This window comes from Vibrio sp. G-C-1, from assembly GCF_021728015.1.
Classification (GTDB): domain Bacteria; phylum Pseudomonadota; class Gammaproteobacteria; order Enterobacterales; family Vibrionaceae; genus Vibrio; species Vibrio splendidus.
Map to the genome: position 1 here is coordinate 110,260 of NZ_JAKKCR010000013.1, position 18,287 is coordinate 128,546.

Genomic DNA, 18,287 nt, shown 5'->3' on the forward strand with positions numbered 1-18,287 from the left:
TAAGCAAAATTAAGCTTTATTCATTACTAAGCCCGCACCGAAATGTGCGGGCTTTTTTTCGCCATCTTTTTTCGTTTTTTTATCCAAGATTTTTTATCCAAAACTTTTTATATTCAAAATAAAGGCACTCAGCTTATACTCCGGATCACGGCTAATTGTTGGCCGGTAAAATTAGGAAATCCAAACCACATGAAGATTCTGCTTTTAGTAGGGTTAATTGTTTTAAATGGTCTGTTTGCCATGTCAGAGATTGCATTGGTAGCAGCAAAAAATAGTCGGCTGAAACGCTTAGCCGAAAAACATCGCTCCGCTCAGATTGCTCTTGAGCTCAAAGAAAACCCAACCCGCTTCCTTTCAACCATTCAAATCGGTATTACGGTAATCGGCCTACTCAGCGGTATTGTGGGCGAGGCGACGCTCTCTGCGCCACTGGCCGTTCAACTTGAGCTGTGGGGATTCGACCCAACACAAGCGAATATCTTGTCTACTGCGGTCGTCGTTGTCGGTATTACTTATTTCGCGATTGTTGTGGGTGAGTTGGTGCCAAAGCGTTTTGCTCAGTCTCAAGCTGAAAATATTGCTGTGTTAGTCGCGCTGCCAATCTTCTGGTTATCTAAAATCGCGACGCCGTTTGTGTTTGCGTTGTCGGCATCAACCGAAGGTATTCTCAAGTTAATGGGACGTGGTGGTGAAGAAGACAGTGTGACTGAAGACGATATCCATGCACTGGTGAAAGAGGGCTCAGAATCTGGAGTGATTGAGCGCGGCGAGCAAGAGATGATTCGTAATATCTTGCAGCTTGATGATCGCCTTGTAAGCTCGTTGATGACGCCACGTCGAGACGTCGACTTTCTAGATATTGAGCAACCTGTAGAGCAGATATTTAAGAAACTACGCTCTTCAAAGCACAGTGTATTTCCACTATGCCAAGACCATCTCAATAAAGTGGTCGGTACGGTGTCGTCCAAAGCCTTGCTGAATCAGGCGGGCAATTTAAGTATTCAAGTGATCATGGGACTGTCTAAGTCGCCGATCTATGTTCCAGAATCGATGAAGGCACTGCGGCTACTTGGCTATTTTAAAGAGTCGGGTACCGAGATGGCATTCATTGTTGACGAGTATGGCGATGTGCAAGGCCTTGTGACTCATTACGATATTCTTGAAGCGATTGCAGGTGAGTTATCCAATAACCCCAATGACCTATGGACAGAGCAAGTGGAAGACGGGTTGCTGGTGGATGGATTAATCCCTATCAGTGAGCTCAAGAACCGTTTAGAGCTGTCAGAATTAGAAGGGGAAAGCGAAGGCTTCCAAACATTGAATGGCCTTGTGACTTGGTTAATCGGGCGTTTACCCGATACGGGAGAAGTCGTTCAGTGTCAGCAATGGCAGTTTGAAATCATCTCGGTCGAGAACAACCGTATTGTGAGTGTGAAAGCGACAAAAATAGTCAATGAGCTAGGCGATGCTGTTAGTTAGATAAGTCGCTAGCTAGAGATTAAACGAACAAGCCCGCGCTTGTTGTTCATTATCTCTTTATTGTTCATAATCACTTTATTGTTCATTATTACTAAGATTAGGTATGCTTCTCCGCATACCTTTTTTTGTTCTTATCCTTTGTTTTCTGGAGTTCCCTTTGTCAGACCATCAATTCACCCCTCAAGATGAAATCTTCATGCGACGCGCCATTGAGGTTGCTAAGCAAGCTGAGAAAGAGGGAGAGGTTCCCGTTGGTGCCGTGTTGGTAAAAGAGGGTGAGATTATTTCTGAAGGTTGGAACCGTTCTATTGGAAGCCACGATGCCACGGCACACGCAGAAATCGAAACCTTGCGTAAAGCTGGGCAAGCTTTAGAAAACTATCGTTTACTCGATACCACCTTATACGTCACGCTTGAGCCTTGCCCAATGTGTGCAGGCGCCTTGTTACACAGCCGAGTAAAGCGCATTGTGTTTGGGGCTCCTGACTTAAAAGCAGGCGCAGCAGGTACGGTATTGAACCTCTTTGAAAGCCAAGCCTCATACCACTATGCAGACGTGGAAAATGGTTTGTTAGAACAAGAGTGCCGTGATCAACTGCAAGCGTTTTTCAAGCGTCGTAGAAAAGAGATAAAAGAAAAACGAAAGCAAGACCGTCTGTTGGAAGAGCAGTGTTTAGAATCTGACAAGGCAAGTAATAAGAATAAGGTCAGTAACAAGAACAAGGTCTGTAACAAAAAATAGCAGTAAGCTTTCGGCACTCTCTATCGCAAGAGTGCCGCAAAAAACTTACTCGGTATATTTACTCAGAAAGTATCTGCATGAAAGCACGGTTGCGCCAAATGATTTTCTTCTTATTATTTGAAAGCATACGCTTACGACGGTTTGCAGCAACGGTCTTATCAAGGCGCTTCGATTTCAGTTTACTCTTCATCATTTCAACGATTTCCTATTTGTCGTCTGGCTTTGTAATTATGACTTCAGTTTTAATTATAGTGGTTCTTTGTTTATGAGCTCTGTCGCGAACTTAGCGATACTTTTTGAGTGACCATTCGTAATGGCCAATGTCTGAGTACAACAGAACATCATGGCGCTTATGGTGTGTCGTTATAAAGTTCGATTGTTACTGCAATATGACACCTCAAATTTAACGGTCACTTTGCTGGTTTAGTTTCTCAATGCGAACTAGCCAATACGAACCAGTGGCTCATGTATAAAAAAAAGAGCAACGCTATATAGCATTGCTCTTTTTTATTTATTTGGAAGACTCAGCTTCATCGACAGCGGATTCAGCCGCACTGATTGTCGATTCAGCGCCCGAGATCTCTAAAGGTGGGATAACCACCAACCCTTCAAGGCTCGCTTCTTCCTCTTTATTGCGCTTATTCACATGGCCGATAATGCTTTGGTAATAACGGCGAATGTTCTCAACGTAATTCCTTGCTTCATCACCACGCGCATAACCGTAACGAGTTTTACTGTAGTACTTCTTCTGTCTTAGCAGAGGCAGCCTGTCTTTCACATCACCCCAAGCGTCAGGATCACCGCCTTGTGCTTTGGTTAAGCGACGAGCATCCATCATGTGCCCGTAACCTACGTTATATGAGGCAAGCGCAAACCAGATCTTTTCGTGTTGAGTGATTGAGTCGGGCACTCGGTTAACGATACGACGCAGGTATTCAACCCCGCCTTGTACCGACTGTTTAGGGTCAAGACGATTGGTCACACCAACGCTTTTCGCGGTTGGTAGCGTCAACATCATCATGCCTCGAACACCAGTAGGAGAACGTGCGACAGGGTTCCAGTGTGACTCTTGGTATGCCAAAGCAGCAATCAAGCGCCAATCAAATTCTTGTGAGTATTTTTGAAACAGTGGAGACCATTTTGGCAGCTTGCTATCCAATGCGCGGATAAAGGCACGAGTATCGACATAATCGAAGGTGCCGATATGGCCAATATACTTCTCTTCCAATGAAGCGAGCTCACCAGACTGCTTTAGGTTACCGAAAAACTCAATCAGCAGCGCATAAAGGCTTTCATCTTCAGACTTCTGTAAATACCAAGAGATCGGTTGGTCTTCTGTAAGTTCAAAAGCCAAGGCTACGTCTGGGTATAAACGTTGTGCGAGTGACAGCTCAATCGAATCCGCCACAGTAAACAAGCGTTCCCCTGTAGAGACTTCTTTTAGCAGGTCGTTGATATCAGCATTACCGATCGCATCGTAGATAAAGTCATCGTGTGTGTTTTGCAGCTGTTTTAGTGTTGGCTCAAAGTGTGAGTCTTTCACTACAACCAAAGATGGCGTCAATGTGTCAGTAGTCGTTATCTCTTCTGATTCAGTTTGTGCTTTGACGAAATCAGCCTGACGCTCATTCTCGAACTTGATCAGTTGCTCAAGGTTTCTTGGACGCCACTGGCCTTTTTTGTACACGACTTGCTGGCTTACATAGTAATAAGCGGGCGCAGCGCGATAGGCACGTGTCAGGTTGCTATTTTGTGTTAACCCCGTTGCGATAAGATCGATCTCGCCCTTCTTTAACGCAGGAAATAGGCCGGATAGACGGTAAGCAGGTTTAACCTCAAGCTTTACACCAAGCTCTTCTGCAAACTCGCGAGCTAACTCGTAGTCCAAGCCAGCAGGACCATCTGGACCGATGTAATAAGAGAGTTGGTTATTCAGGGTGCCGACACGAAGAACGCCACGCTCTCGTATCTGCTCAAGGACACTTTTAGGTTCAGATTCAATCTGGCATCCAGCCAACCCAAATAGGGCAATAGCGAGCAGAAGGAACTTAGACGAAAAGATGAGCGTAAATTTAGGCATCAAAATGAAATCTCGAAAAGTGGAAGCCCCTTTATACCAAACCCCGCAAGGCTGGCAAAGCAGGTTTATTTAAACAGTTGTAAAAGTGCTGATAAATGCAGCAAAAGTACCATTTACACAGAAAGATAAAAAAAATAACGCAAACGGTTGCTTTTGGTGTTACGTCACAAAAAGAAATGCTTTATAATGCGCTCGCATTGAAGAGGTGGAATCGGCATAGGTTTGGCAACCTTCGGGAATAGCTTCGAAGAAAACAGTTAGGTTGTTCCTATAACCCACTGAATTTATTCCAATACTACCTTAATCAACTGCATAAGAGACGTAAGCACATGAGAATTTTGCGTGGCTCCCCAGCTCTATCTGAGTTTCGTGTTAACAAGCTTTTAGAGCTTTGTCGTGAATTAAGCTTACCTGTAACAGGTATTTACGCTGAGTTTGCCCACTTTGCTGATCTAACGGCAGACCTAGATGAGTCTGAAGTTGAGAAGCTAGAAAAGCTACTGACTTACGGTCCAACGATTGAAGAGCATGAACCTGAAGGTTTACTGCTGCTTGCAACGCCACGCCCGGGCACTATCTCGCCTTGGTCTTCAAAATCAACAGATATCGCACACAACTGCGGACTGGCTAAAGTGTCACGTCTAGAGCGCGGTACTGCTTTCTACATTGAAACCTCTTCTGAACTTTCTGAGCTTCAACTTGTTGAGCTGAAAGCCATTCTGCACGACCGTATGATGGAAGTGGTTTTCACTGACTTCGAATCAGCGGCGGCACTGTTCACTGTTGCTGAGCCTGCTCCTTATGCGGAAGTTGACCTACTAACTGGTGGACGTAAAGCGCTTGAAAAAGCAAACGTTACCCTAGGTCTAGCACTTGCAGAAGACGAAATTGATTACCTTCTTGAAAGCTTCACTGAGAAGCTAGGTCGTAACCCGACTGACATCGAGCTAATGATGTTTGCACAAGCGAACTCAGAGCACTGTCGTCACAAGATCTTTAACGCTGATTGGACTATCGATGGCGTTAAGCAAGAAAAATCATTGTTCAAGATGATTAAGAACACCTTTGAAACGACACCAGAGCACGTTCTGTCTGCTTATAAAGATAACGCAGCGGTAATGACAGGTTCTGAAGTGGGTCGTTTCTTCCCAGATCCAGAAACTCGCCAGTACAACTACCACCAAGAAAAAACACACATCTTGATGAAAGTTGAAACGCACAACCACCCAACGGCAATCTCTCCATGGCCGGGCGCATCGACAGGTTCAGGCGGTGAAATCCGCGATGAAGGCGCGACAGGTATTGGCGGTAAGCCAAAAGCGGGTCTGGTTGCTTTCTCTGTATCTAACCTGAAAATTCCGAACTTCGTTCAACCTTGGGAAACAGACTTTGGTAAGCCAAGCCGTATCGTTACTGCTTTGGATATCATGCTTGAAGGTCCTCTTGGTGGCGCAGCATTCAACAACGAATTTGGTCGTCCAAACCTATTGGGTTACTTCCGTACTTACGAAGAGAAAGTAAACTCTCACGCAGGTGAAGAAGTACGTGGTTACCACAAACCAATCATGCTGGCTGGTGGTCTAGGTAACATTCGTGATGATCATGTTCAGAAGAAAGAGATCCCAGTAGGTGCAAGCCTAATCGTTCTTGGCGGTCCAGCAATGAATATCGGCCTTGGTGGCGGTGCTGCATCTTCAATGGATTCTGGTTCTTCTTCTGAAGACTTAGATTTTGCTTCTGTACAACGTGAAAACCCAGAAATGGAACGTCGTTGTCAGGAAGTTATCGACCGTTGTTGGCAGCTTGGTGATGCGAACCCAATCGCATTTATCCACGATGTGGGCGCGGGCGGCATCTCGAATGCTCTTCCTGAGTTAGTAGACGATGGCGAGCGTGGCGGTATCTTTAACTTACGTGACGTGCCAAACGATGAGCCGGGCATGAGCCCACTTGAGATCTGGTGTAACGAATCTCAAGAGCGTTACGTAATGGCGGTTGCTGATAAAGACTTAGCGACATTTGAAGCGATTTGTAAGCGTGAACGCGCTCCATTCGCGATTGTTGGTAAAGCAACAGAAGAACGTGATCTTAAATTAGAAGATTCACACTTCGACAATACGCCAATCGACATGCCGATGGACATCCTATTAGGTAAAACGCCTAAGATGCACCGTGATGCGAAGACGCTAAAAGCAAACAATCCTGCGATTGACCGTTCTGGTATCGAACTAAACGAAGCGGTTGACCGTATTCTTCGCCTACCAACAGTGGCAGAAAAAACATTCCTTATCACTATCGGTGACCGCTCGGTAACAGGCCTTGTAGCTCGTGACCAAATGGTTGGCCCATGGCAGGTTCCAGTTGCTAACTGCGCAGTAACTGCAGCAAGTTACGACTCTTACCACGGTGAGGCAATGTCTCTTGGTGAGCGTACGCCAGTTGCACTTCTAGACTTTGGCGCGTCAGCTCGTCTAGCGGTTGGTGAAGCAATCACTAACATCGCAGCGACCAACATCGGCGATATCAAACACATTAAATTGTCAGCTAACTGGATGTCTCCAGCAGGTCACCCAGGTGAAGATGCAGGCCTTTACGAAGCGGTTAAAGCCGTAGGTGAAGAGCTATGTCCAGCACTGGGTCTAACTATCCCTGTGGGTAAAGACTCAATGTCGATGAAGACTAAGTGGGAAGAGAATGGCGAGCAGAAAGAAGTAACCTCTCCGCTATCTCTTGTTATCACTGCGTTCGCACGTGTTGAAGACGTTCGTAAGACGATTACTCCTCAATTGCGCACCCCTGATAACCTTGAAGGACTAGGCAACACTTCACTGGTTCTTATCGACCTAGGTAACGGCAAAAACCGTATGGGTGCTACAGCACTAGCGCAAGTTTACAAGCAGCTTGGTGACAAGCCAGCAGACGTAGACAATGCAGCACAACTAAAAGGTTTCTACGAAGGCGTTCAAGCGCTAGTAGCAAACGACCAAGTTGTCGCTTACCACGATAAAGGCGATGGCGGTCTATTCGTAACGCTAGCAGAAATGGCGTTCGCAGGTCACTGTGGTGTTAATGCTGATATTGCGGCGCTAGGCGAAGATACGCTAGCAGCACTCTTCAACGAAGAGCTAGGTGCGGTAATCCAAGTTCGTAACGACGACCTAGACGCAGTCCTTTCTACGCTTGCAGCCAATGGCCTAGAAGCGTGTTCACACGTAATTGGTAGCGTTGTTGGTGAAGGGGAAGCATCAGACGAAGTAGTGATTAAGTCAGGCGCAGACGTTGTAATCCAGCGTAACCGTACTGAATTACGTACTATTTGGGCTGAAACTACGCATAAAATGCAAGGTCTACGTGATAATCCAATCTGTGCAGACCAAGAACATGAAGCGAAAAAAGACAACTCAGACCCAGGTCTAAACGTTAGCCTAAGCTTTGACGTAAACGAAGACATTGCAGCACCATTCATCAACGCTCCTATGATAAATAAGGGCGCTAAGCCTAAGATGGCGATTCTACGTGAGCAAGGTGTTAACTCTCACGTTGAAATGGCAGCTGCATTTGACCGTGCAGGTTTCGAAGCAACCGATATTCACATGAGCGATATCCTAACGGGTCAAGCGGTTCTAGAAGAGTACAACGGCCTTGTGGCTTGTGGTGGCTTCTCTTACGGTGATGTATTGGGCGCTGGTGAAGGTTGGGCTAAATCGGTTCTGTTTAACGATTCTACTCGCGACCAATTTGAAAACTTCTTCAAGCGCGAAGATACTTTCTCTCTAGGTGTGTGTAACGGTTGTCAGATGTTGTCGAACCTACGTGAACTTATCCCTGGTGCAGAGTACTGGCCACGTTTCGTTCGTAACGAATCAGAACGTTTTGAAGCTCGTTTCAGCCTAGTTGAAGTTCAGAAGTCTGATTCTGTATTCTTCAACGGCATGGAAGGTTCTCGTATGCCAATCGCTGTTTCTCACGGTGAAGGCCGCGTAGAAGTGCGTGACAACGACCACCTAAACGCGATTGAAAACTCAGGTACGGTTGCTCTACGTTACGTTGATAACAACGGTAACCAAACGCAGCAATACCCGAACAACCCGAACGGTTCGCCAAACGCTATCACAGGTCTAACAACGACCGATGGCCGCGTGACTATCATGATGCCGCACCCAGAGCGTGTATTCCGCACGGTTGCAAACTCTTGGTCTCCAGAAGGTTGGGGCGAGAACGGCGCTTGGATGCGTATGTTCCAAAACGCACGTAAGAATGTGGGTTAATCACTTTCTTACAGGCCGCATTAATCTAGGCTAGGTTAAGCAAAAACGAAAAGCGCAGATCGAAAGGTCTGCGCTTTTTTATTGGCAACTCTTCAGGAACCAGAGCGAAACAAATTAGGTTTGCAGTTTGCTGTTCTAAAAATCTCCACTACGCTAAATGTTATGGAATCAATTTGTTAGGCCATCATTTCTTGTGTTCATACAAGAACAATTCAATTTGGCCGTTCAAAAACTGAATCAAGCATCGTGGCATAAGAGGGATCTATGAAAACAACAATCACAAAAGCAGTTGCAGTGGCAGCGATTGTCATGTCGTTAGCTGGGTGTGTCGGTAGTAATGCCGTTACTGGTAAATTAATGAAGTTCAACGTTGAGGTTGTAGATAACCGTTACGCTCGTGCTGGGGTCAACTTCTTGCTTGCTCCTGTTTACGCTTTAACATTCGCAGCCGATTACATCGTATTTAACTCGATCGAATTCTGGGCAGGAAAAAACCCACTGACTGGCGCGCCTCATATATTCGATAGTAAAGTCGATACTATGATTGATGTGAACGATAGCCTTGACGATTCACTGAAAGATGCACCACTTGGGTTTAATAATCGCCATATTGAATGGGGTGAGATGCAACAGATCGATGAGAACACCATTCAAATGGACATCACCTATAACGATGGCCAGAAGGCTGTTCTGACGGGGGTTCGTGATGGTGACAAGGTCAGTTACTACATGGATGGAACATTGGTTTCAGAGACTTCGATTCAAGCTCTTGAACAGCTAGCAGCAGAAAAAGCATAACCTTCTCTGCTTTACCGCTATAAAAAGAAAAGCCGCTGGATTTAACCCCAGCGGCTTCGTATTTTCTAGCATCTAGCATCTAGCATCTAGCGCGTAGATTAGTTGTTGCTGTGTAGCTCGCTGTTCAGTTCAACTGCAGACTTGTTCGCAAGACATTCAATTTGGCCAGTAATCGAGTTACGACGGAATAGAAGGTCAGAAACGCCAGCAAGGTCACGGGCTTTAATGATTTCTACTTCGTTGCCTTCTTTATCTAGCATGCGAACCTTAGTACCCGCAGTCACGTAAAGACCAGACTCAACCGTGCAACGGTCGCCCATTGGGAAGCCAAGACCTGCGTTTGCGCCTAGCAGGCAGTTTTCGCCGATAGAGATAACCATAGTACCGCCACCAGACAGAGTACCCATGATAGAAGCGCCGCCGCCGATGTCTGAACCGTTACCCACAACAACACCCGCAGAGATACGACCTTCAACCATGCTCACGCCAGTAGTACCCGCATTGAAGTTGATGAAACCTTCGTGCATTACCGTTGTGCCTTCGCCTACGTGTGCACCAAGACGAACACGAGAAGTATCAGCAATACGAATACCTGTTGGTACTACGTAATCCACCATTTTAGGGAACTTGTCTACGCAATCTACAGACAGAGCGCGACCCGCAAGGCGAGCTTCGATTTGACGCTCTGGTAGCTCAGGAAGGTCGATTGGGCCTTCGTTTGTCCATGCGATGTTGTGCAGTAGACCGAAGATGCCGTCTAGTACTGTACCGTGTGGTTGTACTAGGCGGTTAGAGATAAGTTGTAGCTTTAGGAAGCCTTCAGCAACTGATGCTGGCTTCTCGTCAGTTGCAAGAACAACAAGAACAAGTGGCTGTTCAGACGCTGCCGCTTTTTCTGCGAAAGATGCGTTTGCTGCATCGTCGTTTGCTGCGAATGCTTTCGCTAGTTCTGCGCTTTGTGCAGCAGAGATTTCTATAGCTTGGTTGCCTTCAGCGTAACCTGACACTTCAGCTACAGCTGCTACAAGAGCGTCGCTTGGGTTTAGAAGTGGGTTAGGGAAGAACGCTTCAATGATTTTATTGTCGCGGTTTTTGGTTGCCGCACCGAAGGCTAGTGAAAAGTAAGCCATGTTGAATCTCCATGTGTTGAGTCTTGATTTTGCTATTCCATAACAGCGACTCGAATAACAAGCGCTGCAGTTAGCAAAGTTAATTTAATTGCGTTCATCATAAAGAGAGCGCCCTCGTTATGAAAGGGCGTATCGGGATAAAGTCTGTAAAATGATATTGCTTGTCTTTTGAGAGATAGTTTTCATTATCCAGATATTATACCTCGCTCTTAAATATGGGCGTGCTTACTTAAGTAGCGCGGTGCCATTTCATTTCCACACCTGACACTTATCTTTAGTCCATCCTCTTGTTAGCAGTATCAATAGAGTGAGTCACACTTTCTTTATAAATTCATGTTTATTATCAGAATTATTCGACTTCTGTTGATTAATCGCTTGTGCCTACAGTTAGGGTAAATACTCAATTTTCCAGACGTGTAATTAAGAGAACGATCACTAAAACCCTGCAAGATGTCAGTATATTGCCTGCCATAACGACATTAAAACGATTAATAAAGGATCTTCTATGAATTTTACTAAGTCTTTACTAGTGCTCTCTATCGGCGTAGCGATGGTTGGTTGTGGCTCGGATAATGATGACATCACGGTGACATGTGACACTGCGGACTCTTGTACCAAGTTTACGGTTTTACATACTAACGATAACCATGGTCGCTTTTGGGAAAACAGTAAGGGTGAGTATGGAATGGCGGCTCGTAAAACGTTGATTGATAGTATTCGTGCGGAAGTGACTCAAAACGGTGGTGAGACGATCCTACTGTCCGGTGGTGACATTAATACTGGTGTTCCAGAGTCTGATATGCAGGATGCGGTACCAGATTTTGTTGGCATGAACCTTCTTGGTTACGATGCGATGGCATTAGGTAATCATGAGTTTGATAACAGCTTAGATGTGCTAGATATGCAGGCTGAATTAGCTGACTTCCCGATGCTAGCTGCGAATATTTATATTAAAGATGGAGACACAGTTACTGATGAACGCCTTTTCTCTCCATATAAAGTATTCACCATCAATGGCTTAAAAGTTGCTGTTATTGGCCTGACAACCAAGGATACGGCGAAATTAGTTAACCCTGACAACGTCGCGACGATTCACTTTGCCGACCCGCAAGTCGAAATCAAAAAAGCCATAAAAGAAATTGAGGCCAATGAAACGGTTGATCTGATTTTCGCTACCACGCATATGGGGCATTACGCGGATGGTCAACATGGTAGTGAAGTACCTGGAGATGTATTACTTGCTCGTTCTTTAGAAGAAGGGCAGTTAGATGCAATTATTGGCGGGCACTCTCAAAATCCTGTCTGTATGGAAGGCAATGAATACGCTGATTTCAATCCGGGAGATGATTGTAAGCCTGATCAGCAAAACGGTACCTACATCATGCAAGCTCACGAGTGGGGTAAGTATGTAGGTCGAGCTGACTTTGAGTTTTACGATGGTAAATTGCATTTAGCGAAATATGATCTGGTCCCTGTGAACTTAAAAGAGAAGGATGAAAATGGAAGTTACCAGTTTATCCAATCTGAAATTAAGCCTGATGCTACTGTAAAATCCATTCTCTACCCATATCAACAACAAGGGCAAGATCTGCTAGATGTCATCATCTCAAAGACAGATGCAAAACTGGAAGGTGATCGAAATGTTGTTCGAGCAGAGCAAACTAACCTTGGTCACTTGTTAGGAGAAGCATACCGTACTTATGACTTAGTGAATGCTGACTTTGGTGTGATGAACTCTGGTGGTGTTCGTGACTCAATTGCGGCGGGTGACATAGCTTATCGTGATGTGCTGACGGTTCAACCTTTCGGAAACTTCGTGACTAAAGCAACGATGACAGGGGCTGAGGTTAAGGCATATTTAGACGTTGTTGCGACCAAAACTGCAGGGTCGGGCGCTTACGCCCAACTCGACAATATTAGCTTAACCGTCGACTGTGACTTGAGTGATGTGACCATTAGAGAAATTAACAATAAAACTTTTAGCTTAACCGATACTTATACGTTCTCTGTTATCAGTTTCAGTGCGGCTGGTGGTGATGACTACCCAGTAATTGATGTTGAGTCGACGCAGTTGACGGATGCCGCTGTGCTGCGCGAGTTCTTCGTTAAGAACCCAGATGTCACTGCTGCGAATTACGCACCAGTGGATGGTGAGCTAATCTATATGAGCAATGGTTTAGAAGTAAAAGGCTGCCCTGCGAACTAATTTATAACGCATAAACAGAAACGACAAAGAAAATAGCCAGCGAATTGCTGGCTATTTTTGTATAAAACTTAGTGAGAAAATCTAGATAAACAGCGCCTTATAAGCCTGTTCAATCCCTTCAATCAACATCTGCATACCGATAACTGCGAGTATCAAACCCATCATTCGAGTAATCACGTTCAGTGCACTTGGCCCTACGGCTTTAACGAAGCGTTCGCCGAATACAAACAGTACGTAGGTTAAGGTACACAGTAGACCAAAGGCTACGATGGTAATGATGGTCTCGTAAATTCCTTCGGTACTGGCGAAGTTCATCGCAGTGGCAATGGTGCCCGGGCCGGCCAGTATTGGCATGGCTAAAGGTGATACGGCGATACTTAGAGCTGCGTCTCGCTGGGCATCTGAGTTTACTTTCTCTTTTGCTTTTGAGTGTGTTGAATCACCTTGCAGCATGTGAAAGCCAATCAAAAAGACCAGAATGCCGCCAGTGATGCGCAGTGCGTATAGCGTGATACCAAAGAGGTCAAAGATCAGTTTGCCAGAGATCGCAAAAGTACTGACGATAACGAAGGCGATAAGCACCGATCGGAATGCGATAGATTTGACCGTTTCCCTGTCATTGTCACCGGTTAATCCAAGAAAGATTGGCGTATTAGCGATAGGGTTCATGATGGCAAAAAAGCCCATGAACACGGTAATGGTATGAATGATGAGCTCTTTCATATTATTCCTTTGAAAAGATGCAGTTAAATACCAATGGTTTGTGTATTTAATCTTAGGTACAAATAATTATTAGAAATAGATAGTAGAGCAAGTGTGAATAAAAAACAGCCAGCATAAGGCTGGCTGTTTGGTTTTAGTGATAGGTGTAGAGTTTTGGTCGTCCGTTATTGCTTGATTCTCAATTAACGGAATCAAGCAATGGATAGATTGCGGCGCTCAATTTTGTCGTTATGCGTTCAAAGATTCGCTCACCGCCACAGCCAATGCAACTGTCGCACCGACCATTGGGTTGTTACCCATACCGATGAAGCCCATCATTGCCACGTGAGCCGGAACAGAAGAGCTACCTGCAAACTGAGCGTCAGCGTGCATTCTGCCCATGGTATCTGTCATGCCGTAAGACGCTGGGCCAGCTGCCACGTTATCTGGGTGCAATGTTCTACCTGTACCGCCGCCTGAAGCAACTGAGAAGTAAGGTAAACCTTGGCGAGTACGTTCTGCTTTGTAGATACCCGCAACAGGGTGTTGGAAGCGAGTTGGGTTAGTTGAGTTACCCGTAATACTTACATCCACTTCTTCTCTGTGCATGATTGCCACGCCTTCACGTACATCATCAGCGCCGTAACACAAGATCTCTCCGCGAGGGCCTTGTGAGAAGCGGCGACGTTCTGCTTCAATAAGCTCGCCTGTTTGGTAATCGTATTGAGTGCGAACATAGGTAAAACCATTGATGCGAGAAATTAAGTAAGCCGCATCTTTACCTAGACCATTGAGTATTACCTTCAATGGGTTGTGACGTGATTTGTTGACGTTGAGTGCGATTTTAATCGCACCTTCTGCAGCAGCAAAAGATTCATGGCCCGCAAGGAAAGCAAAGCAGTGGCTTTCTTCATTTAGAAGACGTGCAGCCAATGCGCCGTGGCCTATACCCACTTGACGTTGCTCGGCAACACTGCCGGGTTTAGTAAATGCTTGGAGGCCTTCACCAATAATATTAGCGGCTTGTTCTGCGCTGGTGGCTTTGCGAAATAACGCCAGTGCTGAGCCAAGGATATAAGCATCGGCAGCGCTTTCAAAAGCAATAGGTTGGGTGTCCATCACCATGGCTTTTGGGTCGACATTGTGTGATTTACAGTATTGGTTCGCTTGCTCTAAAGAGTCGAAGTTCATTTCTGCCAATACGCGAGTTACTGATTCATTAAATTGAGTGTTCATCATATCTTTCCTCTAAATTGGCAAAAATTACTGTTGGCGTGGGTTAATAGTGGTAACGGCTTCATCGAAGCGCCCATAAGTACCCGTCGCAAGGTCGGCCGCTTCGTTGGCTGACACGCCTTGATTTATCGCCTTCATCATTTTGCCGAGGTTGAGATACTCGTAGCCAATCACTTCACTGTGGTCATCAAGTGCAAGCTTGGTCACGTAACCTTCGGCAAGCTCTAGGTAACGAACGCCTTTCGCAGCAGTTGAGTAACTGGTACCTACTTGGCTGCGCTGTGTTTGACCGAGATCTTCTAATGCAGCGCCAATTTCTAGGCCGCCTTCAGAGAATGCAGACTGAGTTCGACCGTAAACAAATTGCAGAAAGATCTCGCGCATTGCTACGTTAATAGCGTCACACACTAAGTCGGTATTTAGGGCTTCAAGAATGGTTCTTCCGGTGAGGATTTCGGCTGCCATCGCGGCTGATTGAGTCATGCCTGAACAACCAATCGTTTCGATTAGTGCTTCTTCGATGATGCCGTTTTTTACGTTCAGCGTTAGTTTTGCTGCACCTTGTTGTGGTGCACAAGTGCCGACGCCATGGCTTAAGCCAGAAATAGCGATGACATCTTTTGGGCTAACCATAGCGCCTTCAACTGGAATTGGCGCTGAAGTGTGCAGATCACCCCTTTGAATAGGGCACATTGATTGAATTTCTGAAGAATAGTGCATAATGTTTTCTCACAGTTAGAGTCATTGAAGACCTAGGGTGTTGAGAAAACAGGACGTGTTGGAAGAGGTGCGGCTAATTCACTACAGATCTTGAGTATCGATAATCCAAAGGTGTCATGAAGCTCGGTCTTAAGAGACTAAGTCCATTTCAAAATGGAGGAATAGCGATACATCCAACAGTATTACCTGTTTTCGATTCTGTAGGAGTCATTAGCACTGTTCGAAAGAACGGGCGGTTGAAGCAAAAGCTTAGGTGGAACCCCATCACCTGATGGCTATAGATTAGATCTTTATCACACTTTCATGCAAGCGAATGTTTAGAGCGATTTCGACTATAAACAGGCTTCATTATATTTCAACAAGTATAAAAAAACGCCAATAACGAGCTCCGATAAGAGGCGTTATTGACGTTTTCTAGAAAAATATCAGCTAGTTACGCTGCATCTTCTTCTGCGTCTTCAACAGCTTCAAGTTTCTTTTCTTTTTTCGGAGCTGGTTTGCGCTTAGCACCTAATGCATAAAGAACTTCTTCTTTATTCTTCGCTAGGTACATTGCAAGTTCTTCTTGCTTGCCTTCATCTTCAACTAAGTCGCTTTTGCTTAACAGTTCAAAAAGCTCATCAGCCATATCCAGCATTTTGTCGTATGCGTCAGCTTCGGCTTTAGAGGTAAAAGTCATTTTCTCTTCTCCGTTGCGTTCGACCACGTACTTGACGATAACAGCCATGGTTAATCCTCTAAGTTTGATAAATTTTACTGGCTTTTTATACAGTTTCTGATGTTAAAAGTCCAGTTGGAGCCCTAACAATGCGGCCTCAATCTTGATGTGTAGCCCAGTCTTCACAATAACTCATGAAAGATTTCAGCAGCGGGCTCTGGTATTTGTCTTTGTGTACCAGCATCCAGAAACGTCGTTTCATGTCGAGTGGGACATCGAGTGCTTTCACTCGGCCTGAGTCAATTGCTCGTTGCGCCGCCAGTCGTGATAAACACGCGAATCCAAGATTGGCAGAAACTGAATTGATGATCGCCTCGGTGGTGTTGAGTTCAAAGGATTCATACCAGTGTTCGATACGCGGTGCGACGGCACGAAGGAAAAACTCGCGAGTCCCTGATCCTGATTCACGCAGGATCCAGTGACTATCTTCTAAATCGCTTAAAGTCACTTTTTCTTTTGAAACGAGAGGATGTTGATTACTAACAATAATACACATTTCATCGCTGCTAAACTGACTCGAAATGAGTTCAGGGTGTAATGTTTTTCCTTCAATTAGCGCGATATCAAGTTCATAATCCACCAACTTTTGGCAGATCAGCGCACTGTTTGAAATGAACAAGCTTTGATCCTGATGTTGAGTTCGTTCACGAAAGCCAGACAGAATAAACGGTGCGACCTGATTACCAATTGTGTCACTCGCACCGACCTTTAGATTGCCACTTAAAGGCTGGTCGTCACGGAACAAAACATCAATACCAGCAGCACGATGTAATATCTCATCCGCCAAAGGAAGAAGCTTTTGTCCTTCTTGATTGAGAATTAATCGGTTATTAACCCGGTCAAATAGAGAGTGACCGAGTTGTTTCTCCATTTCGCCTAGCGCCATGCTGACAGCGGCCTTAGACAGAAACAGAGCCTCAGAGGCTGCGGTCAATGTCGAGTGCTGGGTAATAGTGACGAACACTTTGAGTTGTTTAATTGAAATATTAGCCATCAGATTCCTAGTTTTACTCTGCTGGTGAAAATGGATTCTGTTCAGTATTGATGAACACTTGTTATATATAATTGGATATTGTTTAACGAAGCGCAAGCGTATTATGGCTTCAACAAGCTGATGAGTTCACAAGTTTAGTGAATTAAGTTTAAGAGAGGCTGACATGATTCAACGTATTAAATATAGATTAACAGGAGCTCCAACACCCATGGCTGGGTTAGCACTCGCAATTGCAAGCTTAGGCTGGTGTTGGGATGGTGTTTTAGTCGCACAAGGTATCTTACACACACCGGGTTTGGTGCAGTGGATCAGTGCTGGCATTGCGGCGGTATTACTTCTTGTTTTAGCTGTGAAATTTTTGATTCACGGCCACTTATTACGTGAAGACCTTGCACATCCTGTTGTTGGCAGTGTTGTACCCACATTCGCGATGGGTTGTATGGTGGTGTCTGCTTCGTTGGCTCCAATCTCTCAATTCTTACAAGAAGCGGTGTGGCTCGCTTCGGTAGCTTTGCATGTCGTGTTCTTGGTGAGCTTCTTATACCACAGAGCTAAAAACTTTGAGATTCACCACATGGTGCCAAGCTGGTTTGTACCACCAATCGGTATTATCGTGGCAGACGTTTCTTTTTCAGGTAACCCGATCTTAGAACCCGTTGCTCACGCGACTTTAGTCTTTGGTTTATTGGTTTATGCGGTAATGCTACCTCTCATGATTTATCGTTTGATCTTCTCTCATGAAGTGCCAGATGCGGCGAAACCAACCATTGCGATTATGGCGGCACCAGCAAGTCTATCTCTAGCTGGCTACCTAACGGTGACGGCAAATCCTTCGCCAGTTATCATCGGTCTATTGTTTGGTATTGCAGTGCTAATGACGTTCATCATTTACGCAGCGTTCTTCAAACTACTTCGTCTGCCATTCAGCCCAGGCTATGCGGCGTTTACCTTCCCAATCGTGATTGGTGCAACGGCGTTATTCAAATTGGCGGCTTGGATGCAAACTGTTGGTGTGGAAGCTCACTATGTGGATCAAGTGTTCAACCTAGCGTATCTAGAATTGATTGTGGCAACGTTTGTAGTGGGTTATGTGGCGGTTCGTTATTACATGAATTACAAACCTCACCGTGTTCTAAGTGTGGTAGGTAGTAGATTGTAAGAAGCAATAGTTCAAAAGATAAACGGACCTTAAGTTTTCAGTATTTCATAAGCTT

At 45.3% G+C, this 18,287-nt stretch carries 14 protein-coding genes and 1 riboswitch; of the genes, 6 read left to right on the forward strand and 8 right to left on the reverse strand.

Annotation, left to right across the window (positions count from 1 at the left end; all coding sequences use genetic code 11):
• Window positions 1-189 precede the first annotated feature (189 nt).
• Window positions 190-1,479 (forward strand): hemolysin family protein, encoded by a 1,290-nt coding sequence (locus tag L3V36_RS18385; RefSeq protein WP_017091996.1) that lies wholly within the window; start codon window positions 190-192, stop codon window positions 1,477-1,479.
• 103 nt (window positions 1,480-1,582) lie between these two features.
• Window positions 1,583-2,221, forward strand: coding sequence for a tRNA adenosine(34) deaminase TadA (gene tadA, locus L3V36_RS18390; protein ID WP_017091995.1), 639 nt, complete (start codon window positions 1,583-1,585; stop codon window positions 2,219-2,221).
• 58 nt (window positions 2,222-2,279) lie between these two features.
• Here the strand turns inward: tadA and L3V36_RS23905 are convergent, their stop codons facing one another.
• Both L3V36_RS23905 and mltF read right to left on the reverse strand, forming a co-directional pair.
• A complete protein-coding gene (locus tag L3V36_RS23905; RefSeq protein WP_004735176.1) occupies window positions 2,280-2,414 on the reverse strand; it encodes a hypothetical protein in 135 nt (44 codons plus the stop codon).
• A 318-nt stretch (window positions 2,415-2,732) separates the two neighbouring features.
• Window positions 2,733-4,301, reverse strand: a complete 1,569-nt coding sequence (mltF, locus tag L3V36_RS18395) for a membrane-bound lytic murein transglycosylase MltF (protein WP_102447177.1) — start codon at window positions 4,299-4,301, stop codon at window positions 2,733-2,735.
• Window positions 4,302-4,630: 329 nt separating this feature from the next.
• Between mltF and purL the strand changes: the two genes are divergently transcribed.
• A complete protein-coding gene (purL, locus tag L3V36_RS18400) occupies window positions 4,631-8,569 on the forward strand; it encodes a phosphoribosylformylglycinamidine synthase (RefSeq protein WP_102447178.1) in 3,939 nt (1,312 codons plus the stop codon).
• 264 nt (window positions 8,570-8,833) lie between these two features.
• The gene (locus L3V36_RS18405; RefSeq protein WP_004735180.1) at window positions 8,834-9,367 is read left to right on the forward strand and encodes a DUF3332 domain-containing protein; all 534 of its coding nucleotides are present in this window, start codon (window positions 8,834-8,836) and stop codon (window positions 9,365-9,367) included.
• 98 nt (window positions 9,368-9,465) lie between these two features.
• Here the strand turns inward: L3V36_RS18405 and dapD are convergent, their stop codons facing one another.
• Complete coding sequence (dapD, locus tag L3V36_RS18410; RefSeq protein ID WP_102447179.1) at window positions 9,466-10,497, reverse strand: 2,3,4,5-tetrahydropyridine-2,6-dicarboxylate N-succinyltransferase; 1,032 nt, start codon at window positions 10,495-10,497, stop codon at window positions 9,466-9,468.
• 505 nt (window positions 10,498-11,002) lie between these two features.
• On the opposite strand from dapD, the gene ushA reads away from it, so the two are divergent.
• Window positions 11,003-12,703: a bifunctional UDP-sugar hydrolase/5'-nucleotidase UshA gene (gene ushA, locus L3V36_RS18415; protein WP_102447180.1), complete on the forward strand. Its 1,701-nt coding sequence runs from the start codon at window positions 11,003-11,005 to the stop codon at window positions 12,701-12,703.
• A gap of 81 nt (window positions 12,704-12,784) precedes the next feature.
• Here ushA and L3V36_RS18420 read toward each other — a convergent pair whose 3' ends face one another.
• From L3V36_RS18420 to L3V36_RS18440, 5 genes are all read right to left on the reverse strand, one after another.
• Window positions 12,785-13,426, reverse strand: coding sequence for a MarC family protein (locus L3V36_RS18420; RefSeq protein WP_017079911.1), 642 nt, complete (start codon window positions 13,424-13,426; stop codon window positions 12,785-12,787).
• Between the two features lie 228 nt (window positions 13,427-13,654).
• On the reverse strand, window positions 13,655-14,644 hold the full coding sequence (locus L3V36_RS18425) for a GGGtGRT protein (RefSeq protein ID WP_065606592.1): 990 nt from the start codon (window positions 14,642-14,644) through the stop codon (window positions 13,655-13,657).
• Between the two features lie 24 nt (window positions 14,645-14,668).
• Window positions 14,669-15,361 (reverse strand): hypothetical protein, encoded by a 693-nt coding sequence (locus L3V36_RS18430; RefSeq protein WP_017079913.1) that lies wholly within the window; start codon window positions 15,359-15,361, stop codon window positions 14,669-14,671.
• A 194-nt stretch (window positions 15,362-15,555) separates the two neighbouring features.
• Window positions 15,556-15,639: riboswitch (Fluoride riboswitch) on the reverse strand.
• A 155-nt stretch (window positions 15,640-15,794) separates the two neighbouring features.
• Window positions 15,795-16,088, reverse strand: a complete 294-nt coding sequence (locus L3V36_RS18435; RefSeq protein WP_004735185.1) for a YebG family protein — start codon at window positions 16,086-16,088, stop codon at window positions 15,795-15,797.
• A gap of 88 nt (window positions 16,089-16,176) precedes the next feature.
• Window positions 16,177-17,073 (reverse strand): LysR family transcriptional regulator, encoded by an 897-nt coding sequence (locus L3V36_RS18440; RefSeq protein WP_004735186.1) that lies wholly within the window; start codon window positions 17,071-17,073, stop codon window positions 16,177-16,179.
• A 163-nt stretch (window positions 17,074-17,236) separates the two neighbouring features.
• Between L3V36_RS18440 and L3V36_RS18445 the strand changes: the two genes are divergently transcribed.
• Window positions 17,237-18,232: a TDT family transporter gene (locus L3V36_RS18445; protein WP_198594782.1), complete on the forward strand. Its 996-nt coding sequence runs from the start codon at window positions 17,237-17,239 to the stop codon at window positions 18,230-18,232.
• Window positions 18,233-18,287: the final 55 nt, after the last annotated feature.